The sequence below is a fragment of the Mumia sp. ZJ1417 genome, assembly GCF_014127285.1.
Taxonomy (GTDB): Bacteria; Actinomycetota; Actinomycetes; order Propionibacteriales; family Nocardioidaceae; genus Mumia.
In genome coordinates, this window is sequence record NZ_CP059901.1 from 3,624,317 (window position 1) to 3,642,554 (window position 18,238).

Below are 18,238 nucleotides of genomic sequence, written 5' to 3' on the forward strand. Positions count from 1 at the left end.
GGACTCTTTGAGTCTACGTGCGCGAAACCTTGCTGTAACCGAGTTGTGGGGCGGGTCACATCCAGGCTCAGTCGAGGAGCCCGGCCTTCGCGAACGCCGCCTTGTAGTACGGCGCAAGGGTGCGGGCGTACGTGATCGTCACGTGGTTGCTGTCGCTGAAGACGTTCGCGCCGCCGATGACCACCGGGCACTTGTCCTCGTCGCAGTACCACTTCGTCATGTCGACGTACGTGGTCCGCTTCGAGCGCTCGACCGCCTGCTCGTACGGGTCGAAGACGTCCGTGATGGCGGCCTTGCGCGACAGCGCGCACTCGGCCGCGTGGGCGGCGCCGACCTCGCCCAGGCAGATGTTGGGGTCGTCCTCTGCGCGCCGACCGCCCTCAGGGTTGTCGCGGATGGCGACGATCGGCGTCTTCGCCTTCAGCGCCGGCTCCCAGACGTCGAGCACGCCCTGGACGCGCGCCTCCTCGCTCGCTCGCTGGCTCGAGGCGCGGCTGGTGGTGACGATGAAGTCGAAGCGGTCCGGCTCGGCCCTCAGCAGCTCGTCGAGGTTGGCCTTCATCTCGGCGCAGGCCACCTTGCGCGACTCGGGGTTGCCCGCCGCCGGGGGGAGGGTCGACCAGCCACAGCTCGGCGAGGCGATCATCTCGGCGGTGAGGACGCCTTGGTCGACGAGGATCTCGAACATCGGCATCAGCGCACGGGCGTGGGAGTCGCCGACGACGGCGACGTGCGGGACACCGCGGCGCGGGGTGCCGAAGGGGCAGCCCTCGAAGTCGTCGCCGCGGAGGTACTTGAGGCAGCGGCGGTAGGCGGCGTGGTCCTTCTTGACCTCCGACGGGTCGGGGATCATCACCTTGTCGAGCGCCGGGTCCGGGCATGTGTCGGCGAGCTTCGGGTCACGCGCCGCCGCGCCGAAGCATGCGCCGTGCTGCTTGAGGAGCGACTCCGCTGCCTCCGCGCGGGCGGCGTTGTCATGGTCGACGACGCTCCATCCGACGAAGCAGCCGGCGACGAGGGCGCCGGCGGTCGCGCCGACCAGGCCGAAGGTCACGCCCGAGCGCGGGATGCCGAGGCGCCGCGTCGTGCGTACGGGATCCTCGACCCACTTCTTGGTCGCCCAGGACAGCAGGATGGTCACGACGGCGATGGCGATCTTGTCGAGCATCCCGAGCGACGAGCCCATCGCGTACGGGAGGATCACGATGAGCGGCCAGTGCCAGAGGTACACCGAATACGAGATGTCGCCGATGAACTGCGCGGGGCGCCAGGACAGCGCGTGCGTCGGCGACCAGGCGACCGACGACGGGTGGCCGGCCCACAGCAGCGCCGCCGTCCCCAGCACGACCCACACCGCCGCCGTGCCTGGCATCGGGGTCGCCTCGTCCATGCGCATCGCGCAGACCGCGAGCGTGACGAGGCCGAGCAGCGACACCAGCGCCCGCAGGCTCGCGCGCCCGGCCAGCACCGGCACGAAGGCGAGCAGCGCTCCGACGCCGAACTCCCAGGCACGGGTCGTCGTGACGAAGTACGACGTGGCGGGATCGGTGGCGGTGAGGTGGAGCGAGTACACGAACGACGCGACCGTGACGGTCGCCAGCATGGCGAAGATAGCGATGTGCTGGCGGCGCTGGCCCAGCCGCGTCGACAGGATCGGCGCGCACCACAGGGCGGCGATCACCAGCACCGGCCAGACGATGTAGAACTGCTCCTCCGCCGACAGGGTCCAGTAGTGCTGCGCGGGTGAGGCGACGTTGTCGGCAGCGAGGTAGTCCACGGCGTCGGCGGCCAGCGCCCAGTTCTCGACGTACAGCGCAGCGGCGCCGATCTCGCGGACGAACTGCTGCCACAGCATCCGGGGCACCCACAGGAAGACCGCGATCAGCGACACCCCGAGCACGAGGTAGGCCGCGGGCAGCAGCCGCCGTGCCCGTCGCGCCCAGAACTTGCCGAGCGCGATCCGTCCGGTCCGGTCGGACTCGCGCAGGATGTGGGCCGTGATCAGGTAGCCGGAGATGACGAAGAAGACGTCGACGCCGAGATAGCCGCCCGGCAGCCGGTGGGGCCAGAGGTGGAAGATCACGACCAGCCCGACCGCGATCGCGCGCAGCCCCTGGATCTCCGGGCGGAGATAGCTGCTCGCGGACGCAGGTGTCCCGACCGTGGGGAGAGCGCGTCGGCTCTGAACGGTCGCGGACATCGCGGCCGATACTAACCGCAGTGCTGACGCTCTCGGTCAGGCGCCTCCGCCGAGCGGCCGGGCCAACCGGAACCGGAGGTTACTTTCGTAGTGAACGAAACACGCGGGTACGGCGCGCCCGCGACAGCGCGCGGCGCACTGGGGTCCGCTCGAGCCGCGCGACACGCTCTCGGAGGGTCGCCACCTCGGCCTTGCGCGAGGCGAGACGCTTCTTTGTCAGCGCCAGCTCCTCCTCGAGGATCGCCTGTGTGAGCGCCGGGGTCTCGCGTGCAGCGAGCTCGATGTCCGCGACCATCTGGGGCGTGGGCACACCGCCGTCCGCGATGACGATCTTGTGCAGCTCGGCGAGGAACCGGTGGTAGTAGTCCTGCCGGTAGTGGACGTAGAACGGACCCCACGGGTGCTCGTCGTAGGTCGGGAACGGTTCGCCCGTCAGGTCGATCGCCCGGGCGCCGAAGACGTCGACGGCGTAATCGTCCATCCGCTTCCACTGCGCGTTCGCCGTCTCGACGTCGATCCGCGCGATGCTTCGGTGCTTCTGCAGCCTCGCCGGTCGAGGTCGGTCGGGCAGCGTCAGCAAGTTGGTGTGGTGCCCGTAGTGGACCACCACCCGAGTTTGGGGAGCGACTCGACGCACGTGCTCCGCGAACCGGTCCATCGCCTCCCGCCAGAGCGCGAAGTAGGCGTCAGGGTCGCTGGTCGGGTGGAGGCGCGTCAGTCGCCCCTCGTCCCGCATCCGCTGGTAGATGTCGGTCGCGTGAACCTTCCACCGGTTGTCGGTGATGATCCGGCCGTCGTCCAGCTGGAGCACCCCGAAGTGCGCGTCGCCGAAGAAGTCCAGCAGCAGGTAGTCGGTCTGCGACGCGGCGAACTCGCTGAGGAATGCCTTGTCGAACTCCGTCCGGATGTTCCAGACGTCGTAGTCCGACATCGCCTTGGTCGTCTCCCAATGCTCTGTGACGGGTGCCGACATGAGACTGAGGATCGACATCTGGTTCTGGGCAAGGTCGCAGCGGTACGACGCCTTGTAGTCCGGGTTGAAGCGCGAGTTGAAGTTGTCGCGGGTCATGCAGCTGCCGAACAGCGCGATCGAGAGCACGTCGCTCATGACTGCTGAACGGGCGTCGGCACCGGCTCGGCCGCCTCGTCGACGGTAAGCCGCTTCGTCGACGCTTCGATCGCCGCAGTCACCCTCTCGCAGCACCGTCCGTCCCGCTCGGGGAAGGTGGCCGCATTGCGTGCGGCATACTCCGGGCGCGGGTCACGACCGTGCGCGAGCGACGCGAGCGTCTCGGCGACCGCCGTCTCGACGTCGTACGTGACGGGTCCGAAGCCGTCGAGCTCGTAGGTGAAGTAGCCCTTGCGCCCGACATGGCCCCCGTTGAGGACCCGCTCCTGATCGAACTGGAAGTACACGACGGGCCGGTCGATGTACGCCGCGTTGAACGCGATCGACGAGTAGTCGGTGACGAGTACCGCTGCGCGGGCGAAGAGCTCCTGAACATCCTGGCCGTGGTACGAGAGCGGCACCACGTGGGACGGGAGCTGCATCACGTCGAGCGCGGGCTGGAGGTTCGGGTGCGGCAGGAAGCCGATCTTGAGACCCTGCTCGGCGCATGCCTGAGCGAGCTCCTCGGACTCGAGGACCCCGCGCCAGCTCGTCATGAACTCCGACTCGAACAGCTCCGGGTGGACCGAGCGACGCTGCGACCCGGACTCCAGCGGCGGCTGGAGCCAGTTGCGCCAGGTCGGAACGACGAGCACGAGGTCGCGGTCGTCGGGTTCGACCCGCTGGCCGATCTCGCGGAGGCGATCGAAGCGAGGAAGACCCGTGCGCACCGTCTCCTTGGTGGTGAAGACGTACGGCGTATGGTCCCCGGCGATCGAGGCGTGCTCCTGCGGCGTACTGGTGACGAAGAGGTCGATCTGCTTCGGGTTCAGCCAGCCCGAGAGGTCGTCCTTGATCACGCCGTGCTGTAGGAAGGTGAACCGCCAGCGCTGTCGGGTCAGGCGCATGATCTCCGGCGGCCGTACGACCGGATGGTCGGCATGCGACGAGATCAGGTGGCGGCAGTTGAGCATCAGCAGCTTCCAGTCGCGAGACCCGTGGGCCACCAGCCGGTCGCCGTACCCGTCCGCGTTGAGCCGTTGCCAGTCGGGCGTCCCCTTCTCCAGCACGAACCAGGCGTTGATGTCGGGGCGCTCATCACGCAGGTAGCGGAAGAGGCGCTCGCCGGAGTCGTCGGCGTCGTGGATCCTGTCCATGAGCACCCAGGCCTTGCTGTACTTGCGGAACAGCCGAGAGCGGGCGAGCCGGATCAGCGTCCGGTCGGCCCCCGACACATCGACCGCAGGCGCCGGCGCCGGGTCCATCGCGTGCGGCTGCTCGTGGGCAAGGATCTCGGAGCGGACACGGCCGGGCTTGAGCCAGGTAATCGCCGACGGCGGTTGGTCGAACCGGAACGGCAGCCGTCGTCCGTCGAGGAGGATGCGCAGGTTGGCGCGCGCCGTCACCCACAGCACGCGCTCCCGCATGACGACGCGCCCGTGGTAGGCGATGTCACGGACCTTGGCGTGGCGCGGTGCCGTCTCGACCCCGTTCACGAAGACGCGCTCTGAGGGGGCATCACCGGTGTACTGGTAGACGATGCGTGTGAGGGCCTGGTCGGCGTCCAGGCGGTCGACGCGGGCGTACGGCATGCACCACGGCTGATCGTCGTAGGAGTGGAGCAGGATGTCCTTCCAGATCCGCTTCATTCCTCGCACGGTGAAGGCCTCGATCACGTCGTCCTCGAGGAACCGTCGGATCTGGCCGAGAAGCGCGTGGTACTCGTCGGAGACACCGGCGCTCTCGGCACTGCCGCGCGACGATGCCCCGTCCTGGCTGCTGAAGAACCAGGAGAGTTCGTAGAGGATGTGGTTCTGGAGCCACTCCGGGGCGGCGCCGGAGCCGTCGGCCGCCTCACGGAGGACCGCCAGATAGCCGTCGCGGAGGACCCGGGTGTAGCGGCCCGGGTGGGACAGGCTCGTCTGCAGGGTCGAGGACGAGTCGCTGCGCTTCCGGTAGTGGTAGTGCGCCGTCCCGACGAACCCGACATTCGGCTGGTTCGACGACCCGAGGAGGTATCGCACACACAGAGCGCCGTCCTCGAAGTTCGGCCGGAGCTCGGTGTCGAAGCGCAGCCCGAGGTCGTCGAGGCGTTCCCGCCGGAAGAAGGCGACCGGCGCGCTCCCGTAGAAGTGCTGCGGGTACTCGGTGAGGTTGCGGAGTCGGTCGCCGCCCGTGAAGTGCTGACGGAGCGGGTGGGTGTCGGTGACGGCGCCCGTAGCGTCGTCCAGGAGCCACCGCGCGCACCCGACGAGATCCACGTCCGGCTCGGCCTGGATGAACCGCGCGACCCGCTCGAGATAGTTCGACGCGAGGACATCGTCGGGGTCCGGGAACGACACCCAACGTCCGCGTGCCCGCTCCAACCCGAGGTTGCGCGCCGAGGCCTGGCCGCCGTTCTCCTTCGTGAGCACCGTCACCAGGTCGGGTCGACGCGCCTGCCAGGCCTTGAGCGCCTGCGGCGTCTCGTCCGTAGAGCCGTCGTCGACCATGATCACCTCGACCCGGGAGAGGTCGAACGTCTGCGCCTCGACAGAGGCGATGAAGTCGTCGAGGTACCTCGCGACGTTGTAGACCGCGGAAACGAGCGAGAACTCGATCTGTCGTGGTCCGTCGTTCGCGTCAAGCATGGTGAAGGAGAGTTCCTGACCTCGGGGCTGGGTGGGACGAGGCGTACCGAAGGGTCCGCGCCCCTGGCGATGGTACAAGGGCACGAGATTAGCGCCGTCGAGACGGCGCGCCGCCCCGCCGACTACCCTGGGACCGCTGTACCTGAACGGAAGGACGCCATGGGCTCGCACGTGCCCTCGCTGCACGCCATCATCCCCGCCGGGGGCTCCGGCACACGACTGTGGCCGGTCTCGCGGGCCGGACACCCGAAGTTTCTTCTCGACCTGACCGGGAACGGCCGTACCCTCCTCCAACAGACCTACGACCGTCTGCTGCCACTCGTCGGCGTCGAGGGGATCCATGTGATCACCGGCGTCCGCCACGCAGACGCCGTCCGGCGTCAGCTCCCCGACCTCGCCTGCGACCAGGTCGTGGCCGAGCCGTCCCCCCGTGACTCGATGCCGGCGATCGCACTGATGGCGGCGCTCGTGCACCGGCGCGATCCTGAGGCCGTCGTGGCGTCCTTCGCGAGCGACCACCTCGTCGAGGACGTCGCCGCCTTCCACGAGGCTGTTCGTCAGGCCACGGCGGCCGCGCTCGAGGGCTACGTCGTGACGATCGGGATCGACCCAGATGCCCCGTCCACGGCGTACGGCTACATCGAGGCCGGGGACTCGTTGTCGGACATCGCAGGGGCACCGGACGCGCTCGCCGTCCGACGGTTCGTCGAGAAGCCTCCCGTCGAGGTCGCCGAGGAGTACGTCGGCTCTGGCCGCTACCGCTGGAACGCGGGGATGTTCGTCGTCCGTGCGGGCGTGCTGATCGACCATCTCCGCCGCGAGCAACCGCGCCTCTACGAGGGGGTCGTCTCGATCGCCGAGGCCTGGGACCGCCCGGATCGCGGCGCGGTGCTGGAGCGGACGTGGCCCACACTCACCAAGATCGCCATCGACCACGCGATCGCCGAGCCCGTGGCCGCGTCCGGCGGCGTGGCCGTCATCCCCGCATCGTTCGGCTGGAGCGACATCGGTGACTTCGCCGCCGTGGCGGACGCGATGCAGAGCGGTCACGGCGACATCAGCGTGCTTGGCGACCCTTCTGCGGTCGCCGCGATGGACACGAGCGGTCTCGTCGTCACGTCCGGCCGGACGGTCTCGGTCATCGGCCTGGAGGACGTGGTGGTGGTCGAGACCCCGGACGCCGTCCTCGTGACGACCCGGGCGCGCGCGCAAGAGGTCAAACGACTCGTCGACCACTGGCGGGGCGCTGGCCGCGAGGACCTCCTCTGAACCCCCGTGCGGACCGCTCGTCCGGACCGGTCCGCCGTCTCGTCCACGCTGTCCGCAAGGCCACCGGCCGCGGGCGGCGACGGCCCGTGCTGAGTGTCGTCGTCCCCGTGTACAACGTCGCTCCGTACCTCGACGAGTGCCTGATGAGCGTCCTCGGTCAGCAGCTCCGTGAGATCGAGGTGATCGCGGTCGACGACGGATCCACCGACGGCTCGGCAGAGATCCTCGCCCGTCGCGCGCAGCAGGACGCCCGCCTCAAGGTCGTCCGCCAGGAGAACGCCGGTCAAGGTGCGGCACGGAACCTCGGCGTCTCCCTCTCCCGTGGCACGTTCCTCACGTTCCTCGACGCGGACGACACCCTCCCACCGGGCGCCTACCAGCACGCGGTCCAGACGTTGCGCCGCACGGGATCCGACTTCGCCGTCGGCGAGGTCAAGCGGGTGCGCAACGACGCCCAATCGGCGCCACCCTGGGCCGCTGTGGTCCACGAGCGCGACCGTCTCGGCATCGCGATCGACGACTTCCCCGAGGCGCTCCAGGACGTGATCGCCTGCAACCGGGTCTTCCGCCGCCAGTTCTGGGTGGACGAGGTCGGCGGCTTCGAGGGCCGTGGCGCATACGAGGACCACGTGCCCATGGTCAAGGCGTACGTTCGTGCGACACGGTTCGACGTGCTCAAGCGTGTCACCTACTACTGGCGGATCCGCGAGAACAGCACATCGACGGGCCAGCAGAAGCACCAGCTCGCGAACCTTCGCGACCGCGTCGCGGTGAAGGCCGAGGCACAGGACTTCTTGGAGCGTGAGGCGTCCGAACAGGTCTTCTCCACCTGGCTCGGCCGCGTCCTCGACCTCGACCTGCCTCCCTACGTGAAGCATGCGCTCGTCGCCGACGACGAGTACCGCGAGCTCCTTTCCGAGGCGTACCTCCGGCACATCGCAATGGCCACCCCCCACGCCTGGCGGTCGGTCCGGGTCTTCCACAAGCTCCGGGCGTGGCATGCCGCGACGCACCGGTGGGACGTGGTCGACCTGATCCAGCAGGAGGTCCGCAACCACGGCCGCCCACCGCGGGCCGTCGTGCGGGACGGCAGGGTGTTCGCCGACCTCGAGATCGCCGATGAGCTGGACCCCGACACCCCGCCCGAGCTCTTCGAGCTCGCCGACAGCGAGACCGCGCTCGACGCCCGGCTCCTGCGTGCGCGGTGGGACGACACGACCCGTCTGCGGCTGCGCGGCTGGGCGAGCGTACGCGCGGTCGGCACGGGCGGTCGCGACCACCACCTGTCCCTGTCGCTGCGCCAGCTCGACGGCGACGAGACCATCGCGCTCACGCCTTCCGCGGTCGACGAGCCGCGGGCGAACTCCACGATCGCCGAGGCTGAGGCGGACCACGCGCCGGCGGGCTTCGAGGTGGTGGTGGACGTCGACTCGCTCCTGCGGGCGCGCACCACTGCCGGCCGGTGGGCGCTCGAGGCGGACGTCAGCGTCGACGGGGTGAGGCGAGCAGGAGCCTTCTCCGGGCCGGTCGCCGGCGGCTCAGCGGCAGCGCAGTCGCTCTCCCCGGCGAGGACACAGGGGCATCTCGTGACACCCGTGTGGCAGGCGGACGGCGGCTTCGTCCTCGACGTCGCGCCGGTCCACGACGCCGAGCCCGCCGCGCCGGAGCCCACCGACAGACCGGAGATCCACGACGCCGGCACCGAGGACGAAGCCCTCGTCCTGGCACTGACGGGGCTTCCGGACGGCGCGTCTCTCGAGCTGGCCGGCGACCGTGTCGTCGTCCTGCTGGGAAGGCCCACGTCGCGGCCCCGTGGTCATGAGGCTGTCCTCCCGCTGCGCGCGTCGATCCTCGGGGGGCCGGTCCTCCCGCTCCCCTCCGGCGGCTACTCGCTCAGGCTTGCCGACGGGACACCCGTCAGCGCAGCGCCGTCGTTCCGTTCGCAGTTCCCCCTCGAGCAGACGACCGGCGACGTCACCGCCCGGTGGACGTTCACACGGCGAGGCGAGGCCCGTCTGACGGTGATGTCGGGGCCGCGCCCCGCCGAGCGCAGCAAGTGGGCACGCCGCCAGGTGGTGCACCGGTACGAGCGTTCCGAGGATGCGGCCGTCGACCAGGTCCTCTTCCAGTCCCGCGGCGGACTGGCCGCCGGTGGCGCGCCCGCAGCGGTCGCGCGCGCCGTCGCCGCCCGCCGACCCGACCTCGACCTCGTCTGGTCGACGACCGACCGTTCGGTCGCCGTGCCCGACGGCGCGCGGCGGGTCGTCGTCGGCACGCAGGAGTGGGCCCAGGCGGTCCGACGCTCCCGCTTCGTCGTCGCCGACGGCCCGGTCGACGAGCTGCTCCCTCCCCCCGACCGACGGTGGATGAACCTCGCGTTCATTCAGACGCTCACCTCGACAGGGCACGCCCGCTGGCAGGCCGACGGCTTCTCCCCGGGACACGTCCGCGAGCAGGAGCAGCGCATCGCCATGTGGGACGTCCTCGTCGCCGGGGGGTCCCGAGCCGCTGCGGCCATCGCGACGGACCTGGGGTACTGCGGGGAGGTCGCCGTGCTCGGAGACCCTGCGAGCGACCTGGTCGTGTCTGCCGACGACGAGGCACGCCGCCGCGCACGAACGCGCCTCGGTCTCGGCTCGGACGCCTTCGTCGTCCTCTATGCACCCGCCGATCGTCCCGACCGCGCGACGGGTGCCGGCAGCGCACGCCTGACCCGGCTCCTCGACGTGCGCGAGCTCCGCGCGGCGCTGGGACCGTCGTCGGTGATCCTCATACGCGGCGGTGCCGCGGTCGCCCACGGCGAACGACGGATCCTCGGTGAGCCCGGCGTCATCGACGTCACGGACTACCCGGAGGAGGCCGATCTCGTCGTGGCAGCCGACGCTGCGGTGCTCGACTACACCCCGCTTCGGCTCACCTGGGCCCTCACGGGCAAGCCGGCGGTCCTCTACGTGCCGGACCTCGACACCTACGCCGCGCACCATCCCCCGGTCGTCCCGTGGGAGGACTCGGCGATCGGCCCGGCCGTCACCACGACGAAGGAGGTGGCGCGCGCGCTCGGAGAGCCCGCCGCACTCGTCGCGACCTATGCCGGCGCCGTCGCGCGCGTCAACGCGACCTCCAACGAGCTCGCTGACGGCGGTGCCGCGGCACGCGTCGCGGCTCGACTGCTGGACGAGCGCTAGCCCTGCGCTTCGCGTCTGGTCAGAGGCGCACGACGTGCGGCGCGGGGGACGTGACGCCGCGCAGGTCGAAGAACCGGCGGGCGCCCTTCGCGAGGCCGTCGACGTCGAACGCCGAGTGGTTCTGGACGAGGACGACGATGTCGGAGTCGCCCACCGCGCGATCGAGTCCGTCCGCATCGACGCCCACTGCGCCCTCGACGTCCCAGGAGCGCACGTGGGGGTCGTGATAGGTGACCTCGGCGCCGGCAGCGACGAGGTTCTGCGCGAGCGGCTTCGCCGGTGACTCCCGCTGGTCGGCGATGTCAGGCTTGTAGGTCACACCGAGCAGGAGGACCGCGGACCCATTGAGCGCACGGCGGTCCTCGTTGAGGATCTGCTGGATCCGCTGGACGACGTACGCCGGCATCGACGCGTTGATCTCCTGGGCGAGCTCGACGAACCGGAAGGGATAGCCGAGCTTCTCCTTCACACGGTGGGAGAGGTAGTTGGGGTCGATCGGGATGCAGTGGCCACCCACACCCGGACCCGGGCGGAAGGCCTGGAAGCCAAAGGGCTTGGTCGACGCGAGATCAATGACGTCCCAGAAATCGATACCGAGCTCGGTGGAGAAGCGCGCCATCTCGTTCACCAGGGCGATGTTGACGTGCCTGTACGTGTTCTCGAGCAGCTTGGCCATCTCCGCCTCGCGGGTGCCGCGGCCCACGGCCACCCGGTCGACGAGTTGCTCGTAGAACGCCGCAGCCCGAGAACCGCACGCCTCTGTGTAGCCGCCGACGACCTTCGGGGTGTTCTCGATGGTGAAGGTCGCGTTGCCAGGGTCGACACGCTCGGGTGAGAACGCCAGTGCAAAGTCAGTGCCGGCGACGAGCCCGGAGCCTTCCTCGAGGATTGGGCGGAGGAACTCGTCGGTGGTGCCGGGGTAGGTGGTCGACTCGAGGATCACGAGCGCCCCCGGCACGAGATGCTCGGCGACGGCCCGGCCCGCGGCGACGATAGCGCCGAGATCAGGACCACCGGAGGGGCTGAGCGGGGTCGGCACACAGATGACGACCACGTCCGCGTGCTTAACGGCAGCCGCGTCCGTGGTCGCCACGAATCCCGCGTCGATCATGGCTCGGACCTCTGCGTCGGACAGGTCGTCCACGTGCGAGAGGCCCTGGTTAAGGCGTTCCACGATAGCCGGCGCCGCCTCGAGGCCGATCACTGTGAACCCACGCCGCGCCGCTTGCTGTCCTAGGGGGAGGCCGACATACCCCATCCCGACGATGACTACAGTGGTCACCTGTTCCATCCCTTTCACGATCTTGGACGAGCAAGTCTGGCACACGGCGGGACGGCCGTCCCTGAATACCGCGAACGAGTGTGATCGATGTCCGACCTGCTGCTTCACGTCACCGGTGCGCGACCGAACTTCCCGAAGGCGGCTCCTGTGCTCGCCGCGCTCGACGACCGCGGCTTCGCTCAGCGGCTCGTCCACACGGGGCAGCACTACGACGACAACATGTCGGCGGTCTTCTTCCGCGAGCTCCACCTCCCCTCGCCCGACGTGAATCTCGGTGTCGGTTCGGGCAGCCACGCAGAGCAGACGGCGGCCATCATGGTCGCGCTCGAGAAGGAGATGCTGGCGGCCCAGCCTTCCCTCGTCATCGTCTACGGGGATGTCAACTCGACCCTCGCAGCGGCTCTGGTCACCTCCAAGCTGGGGATCCCGATCGCGCACGTCGAAGCCGGTCTGCGCAGCGGCGACTGGACGATGCCCGAGGAGGTCAACCGCGTCGTGACCGACCGGCTGTCGGACCGTCTCTACGCCACCTCGGCCGACGCCGTCGCCCACCTCGGCAGCGAGGGGGTCCCGGTCGACCGCATCCGCCTCGTCGGCAATCCGATGATCGACACGCTCCTGAAGCACCGCGACGCCTTCGATGGCAGCCGGGTCAGGGCCGCCCTCGGGCTGGGCGAGACGTACGCGGTCGCCACGCTCCACCGTCCCGCGAACGTCGACTCGCCGGAGTCGCTGGGCGCCTTGACGGCAGCGATGTCCCAGGTCGCCGACCAGATCGACCTCGTGCTCCCTGTGCATCCCCGCGGTGCCGCCAATCTCGAACGGTCAGGGCTCCTCGCCCATCCTCGGATCCACCCGGTTGAGCCCGTCGGCTACACCGAGTTCCTCGGCCTCGTGGACCGGTCCGCGTTCGTCGTCACGGACTCGGGCGGCATCCAGGAGGAGACGACGGTGCTCGGTGTCCCCTGCCTGACGCTGAGACCCAACACCGAGCGACCGGTCACCATCACCGATGGGACGAACCAGCTCGTGACGCCGGCCGACCTCCCGGCACGTGCCTCGGCAGCACTCGCCGCAGGCCGTCCGGTGACGTGGCCGGTGCCTCCGCTGTGGGACGGGCACGCCGGCGAGCGAATCGCCGGCGACATCGCCACCTTCCTCGCCTGAGACCCTCTCGTCACGACTCGTGACGGTCAGTCACGAGGGCGCGCAACGCCCTTGCCGTACGTCAACTCGACAACCTCGCCGTCGACACGGACGAGACGGGCGTCGATCGCCTCCGCCAGCGTGCGCAGCGCATGAACCTCATCCGTCAGGCGCTGCTGCCGCTGGCCGACCCGTCGGAACCCTTCATCCGTGGCGGCGAAGCCCTCCCGCGGGAGCTCGGCGACGGCACCGAGGACGACGAGACCCGTGACCACGCCGATCGCGCAGACGAGGAGGGTGACGGCCAGGGCGGCGGCTGCTGCCACGGCTGAGGCTGCGAGGGTCATCGCGGCGACGAGTGCGAGGGTGACCAGTGCGAGCGTGGTCACGGTGAACAGCAGCGTCGCGCGCCTCGACCCCAGAAGCCGTCGTCCGCGCGCGCCCACGCGCTGAAGGCCCCGTGCAGCTCGGGCCACCGCCGACTGCTCAAGCTTTGCCAGCGCCTCGGCCGCCTTCTTCCTCGCGGCACGTGCCTCACTCGCCCGCTCGCGCGCGCGGGAGAGCTTCCGCTCGAGATCAGCGACGTGCGCCGTGGACACCTCGAGTGCCTCACGGGCGAGGAACAGATCGGTCTGCGCCTGTGTCACGAGAATCTGCTCGTCGGCCGGCTCGGCCGCGGGCGGCCGACCTGGCACAGCGATCCCGGCCGCACCGGGCGCGGGCGACATCACGAGGGCCGGGACGTTGCCGAGCCAGAGGAGCCCGTCGGCCGACAGCCCGCGGACCCGGCGGTCGGTGAAAGCCTTGGGCGGCGCCTCGGCGTCGACGGCGAGGACCACCGCACCTGCTAGCGCGAGCGTGACCACCTCGTCCACGTCGGCGTCCTCGAGATCACCGGACAGGATGATCCATGTTCCCGGCGCGGCCGTTCTCAGAGCGCCGTCAGCCAGGACCTCGACGTCCTCGACGGCTCCCGCGAAACGCCGCAGCACCTCGACAACCGACGACGAAAGAACGGTGACACGCTGCGGGAGGGCGAACACAGCGCCCTCGGTCGACTCAGTCAACTCGTACACTCCTCTGCGAGCCCTGCAACGTCGCGACGAAGATCGCGGCTCCACATCCTAGGCCGGAGGAACGATGGCGACGAGTGCACCCTTCCGCGCCGGGGCCGAGAAATCGGTCGAAATATCCGTGGTCGTCCCCACCCACCTCGGCGCTGATCGGCTCCCCCGCGTGCTGGGCGCGCTGGCAGGACAGACGCTCGACGCTGCGCGGTTCGAGGTCGTCGTGGTGCACAACGGGCCCGACGACGGTACCGGCACGGTCATCGAGAAGCTGCGGACCACCCTGCCGTCGCTGCGCGTGCGTCTGGTCCGGACAGCGGTTCGCGGCGTCGGCAACGCCCGCAACCTCGGGGTCGCGGCGGCATGTGGGCAGTGGGTGACCTTCGTCGACGACGACGACGACGTCACCCCCGAGTTCCTCGCCGGGCTACTTGCCGACGCCGCCCCGGGGACGGTCCCGATCGCGCCCGTACGCGACGTGGACGACATCGAGGAGACGAGCACGCTCGACACCTACCTGAACGTCCACATCCTCGCCCGCGAGGGCACGACGTTCTCGCCGACGAAGGCGCCGGGACTCCTGGGGTTCACGACGTCGAAGCTGGCACTGCGCGCGCACGCGGCCGCGGTCGCCTTCCGTACCGACCTCCGCAGCGGCGAGGACGTCGTCTACTGGTACGAGATGTTCGACCGCGCACCGTTCAGGTTCGCCGCGGTCACGCTCGACTCGCACGCCGTCTATCGACGCGCGGTCCGAGAAGGCACGATCTCGCGCCGCGACCTCGACTTCGACTTCGCGGTCTCGCAGCGCCTCGACGTGATCGCCGCGCTCCACGAGGCGGCGCCCAGCCACGGTGCGGCAGACAAGGTCCGCCAAGGGCTGGCCCACGGGCAGACCGGGTTCATCAACCGCTACCTGCGAGCCCACCCTGAGGAGCATCCCCGGGTGATCGCGGACATCCGACGACGCGGGCTGGTCGAGGCCATCCCCTACCGCGAGCTCAACCGCGGGCTCGCGAGAGACCTCGCGATCCTCTACGCCTTCACCCCGTACGCGGACACCAGCGCGCTCGTGGCAGCACGTCGGATCCATGACCGCGCTGTCCCCTTGGACGTCATCTCGAACTCGATGGCGAAGATCCGGGACCGCGATGACTCCGGGCACGCGATCGCCCACGAGTTCCTCGACCGCACGTACGAGGTGCATGCGCCGACGACCACCTATTTCTGGTACTACCTCACGCAGTTCGTGCTCGCAGGCCACAAGCGCGTGTGCGAGTGGGTCGACGAGAAGGGGCCGTACAGATCGGTCTACAGCCGCGCGATGTGGCCCGCGTCGCACGTCCTCGCCGCGCTCGTGAAGCTCGAGAACCCTCAGACACGCTGGATCGCGGAGTTCTCCGACCCGCAGCTCTGGAACGCGTACGGCGAGCGACGCGTCGGCAACGCCTACCCCAACCCGTTGTGGCAGACGCTCGCCGAGGGGCTGCGCGAAGCCGGATTCGAGGCCCCGGCGGACCTCAACGTGCCGCACCTCGTCGAGCTCCTCGCTTTCGTGCTCGCCGACGAGCTGATCTTCACCAACCGGCACCAACTCGAGTTCATGCTCGAACGCCTTCCCGAGTCCGCAGAGCTCGCGCAGAGCGTGCGAGACCGTTCCGTGGTCTCGCACCACCCGACGCTCCCCCGCGACTACTACCACCGCAGCATCTCGTCCTATGCGCTCGACGCCTCGGTCGTCAACATCGGATACTTCGGAGTCTTCTACTCGACCCGGGGACTCACGGAGGTCGTGGACGCACTCAAGTCGGTGACCCCCGTCGAGCGTGCGCGACTGCGGCTGCACGTCTTCACCGCCGACCCCGACAAGCTCGCCACCCAGCTGGCGAAGGAGGGGCTCGACGACGTGGTCGTCGCCAATCCGTTCGTCCCGTTCTTCGAGTTCCTCAACCTCACGACGCGGATGGATGTCCTGCTGATCAACGATGCGCGGACCGCCCACGTCTATGACCGCAACCCGTACCTTCCCTCGAAGTGGTCGGACTACTCAGGCAGCGGCAGCGACGTCTGGGCGATCGTCGAGGACGGAAGCACGCTCTCGGGACTCGAGACGGCGTATCGCTCCTCGCTCGGCGACGTCGCAGGGGCCGTCGACGCGTTGCGTGCGATGATCCGCGACCGCGAGGACACCGAGGTCAGGCCCCGCTGAGGGCCTTCACCAAGGGCCGTTCGAGCAGTGGCGCGAGGGTCCGGGCGTACGTGGCGGTGAGGTGCGAGCCGTCGAAGTAGACGACGACGCCACCGACAGCGCCGTCGCAGACCTCAGGGCCGCAGATGTGGTCGTTCAGGTCGGTGAGCACGATGCCCGGGTCGTCGAGGTTGCGGACGGCCGCGACCACCGGCTCGGCCGGCTCCCACTGCGAACGCGGCGCCGAGCAGCGGGTGACGTCGTCGGCGTTCTCGGCAAGGCAGTCGGGGATGATGTCGTCGGGCGCGGGGGTGTCGCGGATGACGGCGACAGGGACGTCCGACTCGCGCAAGGTCGCGAGGGTGCTCTCGTAGCCGCGGAGGTAGTCGTCCTGGCTCCCTGCGACGTCCTTGCCCACGGCGGGGACGGAGATGCGGTTGGTGTACACGACGAGGTCGAAGTCGCCGGCCGCGACCTCACGGGTCACGCGTCGTCCCCAGGTCGAGCAGCGCCGCGTCTTGGAGGCAGCGTCGAACTCCTGCTCGGTTTCGGCCAGTGCGCACTGGGATGCAAGGTAGGTGGTGATCTTCCAGCCACGCGTCTTCGCGATCTCCTGCAGCGCGGGCAACCACTGGCCGGCGTGGGAGTTGCCGACGAGCGCGACAGATGTCTCCCCCTCGGGATCTCCGAACGCGCACTCGGCCACGCGGAACCGCGGCGGGCTGGACCAGCAGTCCTTGCCGCCGGAGACGTCCGCGTAGGCGTCGGACTTGTCGTTGAGCGCCTGGGCCGGGGCCGGGACGATCGGGCCAGACGTGGTGCGCGGGCAGTCCGCACCGGGCGCGAGCGCCGCCGCGCCGAAGCAGGGGTCGTCACCGGAGATCGCCGCCGCGAGCTGCTCGCGCGCCTCGGCCTCCTTGCGGTCGACCTCGACCAGCTGCACGGCCGCCATCGCGACCACGACTGCCATCCCGGCAAGGCCGAGAAGGTACGGCTTGCGGAGCGGGCGTCCCCACTGAGGCGTCCGGAAGCGGTCCTCGACGTACCGCTTCGTCAGTGCCGCGAGGATCAGGGAGAGCCCCAGGACAGCGAGCTTGCCGAGCAGGCCGAGCTCCGAGCCGGTGGCGTAGGGGGCGAGGGCGATGAGCGGCCAGTGCCACAGGTAGACCGAGTACGAGACGTCGCCGAGCCACTGGACGGGACGCGTCGCCATCATCCCGGCAGGCGATCCCGGAGCGGCGGGCGCGTTGGCGGCGATCACGGCCGCAGCGCCCAGCACGGGAACGGCCGCCTGCCAGCCCGGGAACGGAGTTGCCCCCGTGTAGGTGAAGCCCGTCCAGACGATCGCGGCCAGGCCCACCCAGGCGAGGACGACCCGTGCAGTCGCAGGCCAGGCGACGGCCTCCACCGCGCGGCCGCGGCCGAACCCGTACTTGCCGACCAGGACCGCCAGCAGACCGCCGACCCCGAGCTCCCAGACGCGGGTCGGGGTCACGAAGTAGGCGCGGGCCGGCTCCGTGGCGGTCTCGTGGACCGAGTAGGCGAAGGACGCAGCCACCACCGCGCCGAGGCCGACGGCGACGACGACAGCCGGGGAGCGGCGGACCTTCGCTGCCACCGCGACCAGGACCAGGATGAGGAGCGGCCAGACGATGTAGAACTGCTCCTCCACCGACAGCGACCAGAAGTGCTGGACCGGCGACGGCGCGTTCTCGGCGGCCAGGTAGTCCACCGCGTCCGAGGCGAGGAGCCAGTTGACGGCGTACAGCGCCGAAGCACCGGCCTGCTTGGCCGTCGCTGCCCACTGCGTCTCGGGCGCGAAGAGCCGGGACGCGACGAGGGTGACGGCGAGGACGAGGAGCGAGGCGGGGAGGAGCCGGCGGATCCGTCGGCTCCAGAACACGGTGAGGTCGCGTCCGCCACGAGGCGGCTTGCCGAGAAGGTGCGACGTGATGAGGAACCCGGAGATCACGAAGAAGACGTCGACGCCGGTGAAGCCGCCGGTGAGCCGGTTGGGCCACAGGTGGTAGACGAGCACGAGCGAGACCGCGATCGCCCGCAGAGCCTGGATGTCGGTGCGGGTCCCCGATGCTGCACGCTCTTCGTGCGCTCGTGACGAGCGCTCGCTCAGGGACCTGCTGCTCACGTCGTTCGTTCCTCGGA

The 18,238-nt window shown here is 69.8% G+C and carries 10 protein-coding genes; 4 read left to right on the forward strand and 6 right to left on the reverse strand.

What is annotated here, in order from left to right; genetic code table 11:
- Positions 1-67 precede the first annotated feature (67 nt).
- From H4N58_RS17540 to H4N58_RS17550, 3 genes are all read right to left on the reverse strand, one after another.
- On the reverse strand, positions 68-2,200 hold the full coding sequence (locus tag H4N58_RS17540; RefSeq protein ID WP_167251481.1) for an acyltransferase family protein: 2,133 nt from the start codon (positions 2,198-2,200) through the stop codon (positions 68-70).
- A gap of 79 nt (positions 2,201-2,279) precedes the next feature.
- On the reverse strand, positions 2,280-3,308 hold the full coding sequence (locus H4N58_RS17545) for a DUF6270 domain-containing protein (RefSeq protein ID WP_167251479.1): 1,029 nt from the start codon (positions 3,306-3,308) through the stop codon (positions 2,280-2,282).
- Positions 3,305-5,938 (reverse strand): glycosyltransferase, encoded by a 2,634-nt coding sequence (locus H4N58_RS17550; RefSeq protein WP_167251477.1) that lies wholly within the window; start codon positions 5,936-5,938, stop codon positions 3,305-3,307. Before H4N58_RS17550 ends, H4N58_RS17545 begins: the two co-directional genes overlap by 4 nt.
- A gap of 159 nt (positions 5,939-6,097) precedes the next feature.
- Between H4N58_RS17550 and H4N58_RS17555 the strand changes: the two genes are divergently transcribed.
- Together H4N58_RS17555 and H4N58_RS17560 are read left to right on the forward strand one after the other, a co-directional pair.
- Entirely contained in the window at positions 6,098-7,207 is a 1,110-nt protein-coding gene (locus H4N58_RS17555; RefSeq protein WP_167251475.1) for a mannose-1-phosphate guanylyltransferase, read from the forward strand.
- 86 nt (positions 7,208-7,293) lie between these two features.
- Positions 7,294-10,392 (forward strand): CDP-glycerol glycerophosphotransferase family protein, encoded by a 3,099-nt coding sequence (locus H4N58_RS17560; protein ID WP_167251473.1) that lies wholly within the window; start codon positions 7,294-7,296, stop codon positions 10,390-10,392.
- A 19-nt stretch (positions 10,393-10,411) separates the two neighbouring features.
- On the opposite strand, the gene H4N58_RS17565 is transcribed toward H4N58_RS17560, so the two are convergent.
- The gene (locus H4N58_RS17565; RefSeq protein WP_167251471.1) at positions 10,412-11,683 is read right to left on the reverse strand and encodes a nucleotide sugar dehydrogenase; all 1,272 of its coding nucleotides are present in this window, start codon (positions 11,681-11,683) and stop codon (positions 10,412-10,414) included.
- Positions 11,684-11,761: 78 nt separating this feature from the next.
- On the opposite strand from H4N58_RS17565, the gene wecB reads away from it, so the two are divergent.
- Complete coding sequence (gene wecB / locus H4N58_RS17570; protein WP_167251468.1) at positions 11,762-12,841, forward strand: non-hydrolyzing UDP-N-acetylglucosamine 2-epimerase; 1,080 nt, start codon at positions 11,762-11,764, stop codon at positions 12,839-12,841.
- Between the two features lie 26 nt (positions 12,842-12,867).
- Here wecB and H4N58_RS17575 read toward each other — a convergent pair whose 3' ends face one another.
- Entirely contained in the window at positions 12,868-13,887 is a 1,020-nt protein-coding gene (locus H4N58_RS17575) for a hypothetical protein (RefSeq protein ID WP_167251466.1), read from the reverse strand.
- Positions 13,888-14,014: 127 nt separating this feature from the next.
- Between H4N58_RS17575 and H4N58_RS17580 the strand changes: the two genes are divergently transcribed.
- Positions 14,015-16,096, forward strand: a complete 2,082-nt coding sequence (locus tag H4N58_RS17580; RefSeq protein WP_167251464.1) for a glycosyltransferase — start codon at positions 14,015-14,017, stop codon at positions 16,094-16,096.
- On the opposite strand, the gene H4N58_RS17585 is transcribed toward H4N58_RS17580, so the two are convergent.
- Complete coding sequence (locus H4N58_RS17585; RefSeq protein ID WP_167251462.1) at positions 16,083-18,221, reverse strand: acyltransferase family protein; 2,139 nt, start codon at positions 18,219-18,221, stop codon at positions 16,083-16,085. The two genes, H4N58_RS17580 and H4N58_RS17585, sit on opposite strands and share 14 nt — an antisense overlap.
- Positions 18,222-18,238 lie beyond the last annotated feature (17 nt).

Coding starts and splice junctions, on each gene's coding strand:
- H4N58_RS17540 (WP_167251481.1), bottom strand. CDS start 2,200: ATGTCCGCGACCGTTCAGAGCCGACGCGCTCTCCCCACGGTCGGGACA.
- H4N58_RS17545 (WP_167251479.1), bottom strand. CDS start 3,308: ATGAGCGACGTGCTCTCGATCGCGCTGTTCGGCAGCTGCATGACCCGC.
- H4N58_RS17550 (WP_167251477.1), bottom strand. CDS start 5,938: ATGCTTGACGCGAACGACGGACCACGACAGATCGAGTTCTCGCTCGTT.
- H4N58_RS17555 (WP_167251475.1), top strand. CDS start 6,098: ATGGGCTCGCACGTGCCCTCGCTGCACGCCATCATCCCCGCCGGGGGC.
- H4N58_RS17565 (WP_167251471.1), bottom strand. CDS start 11,683: ATGGAACAGGTGACCACTGTAGTCATCGTCGGGATGGGGTATGTCGGC.
- wecB (WP_167251468.1), top strand. CDS start 11,762: ATGTCCGACCTGCTGCTTCACGTCACCGGTGCGCGACCGAACTTCCCG.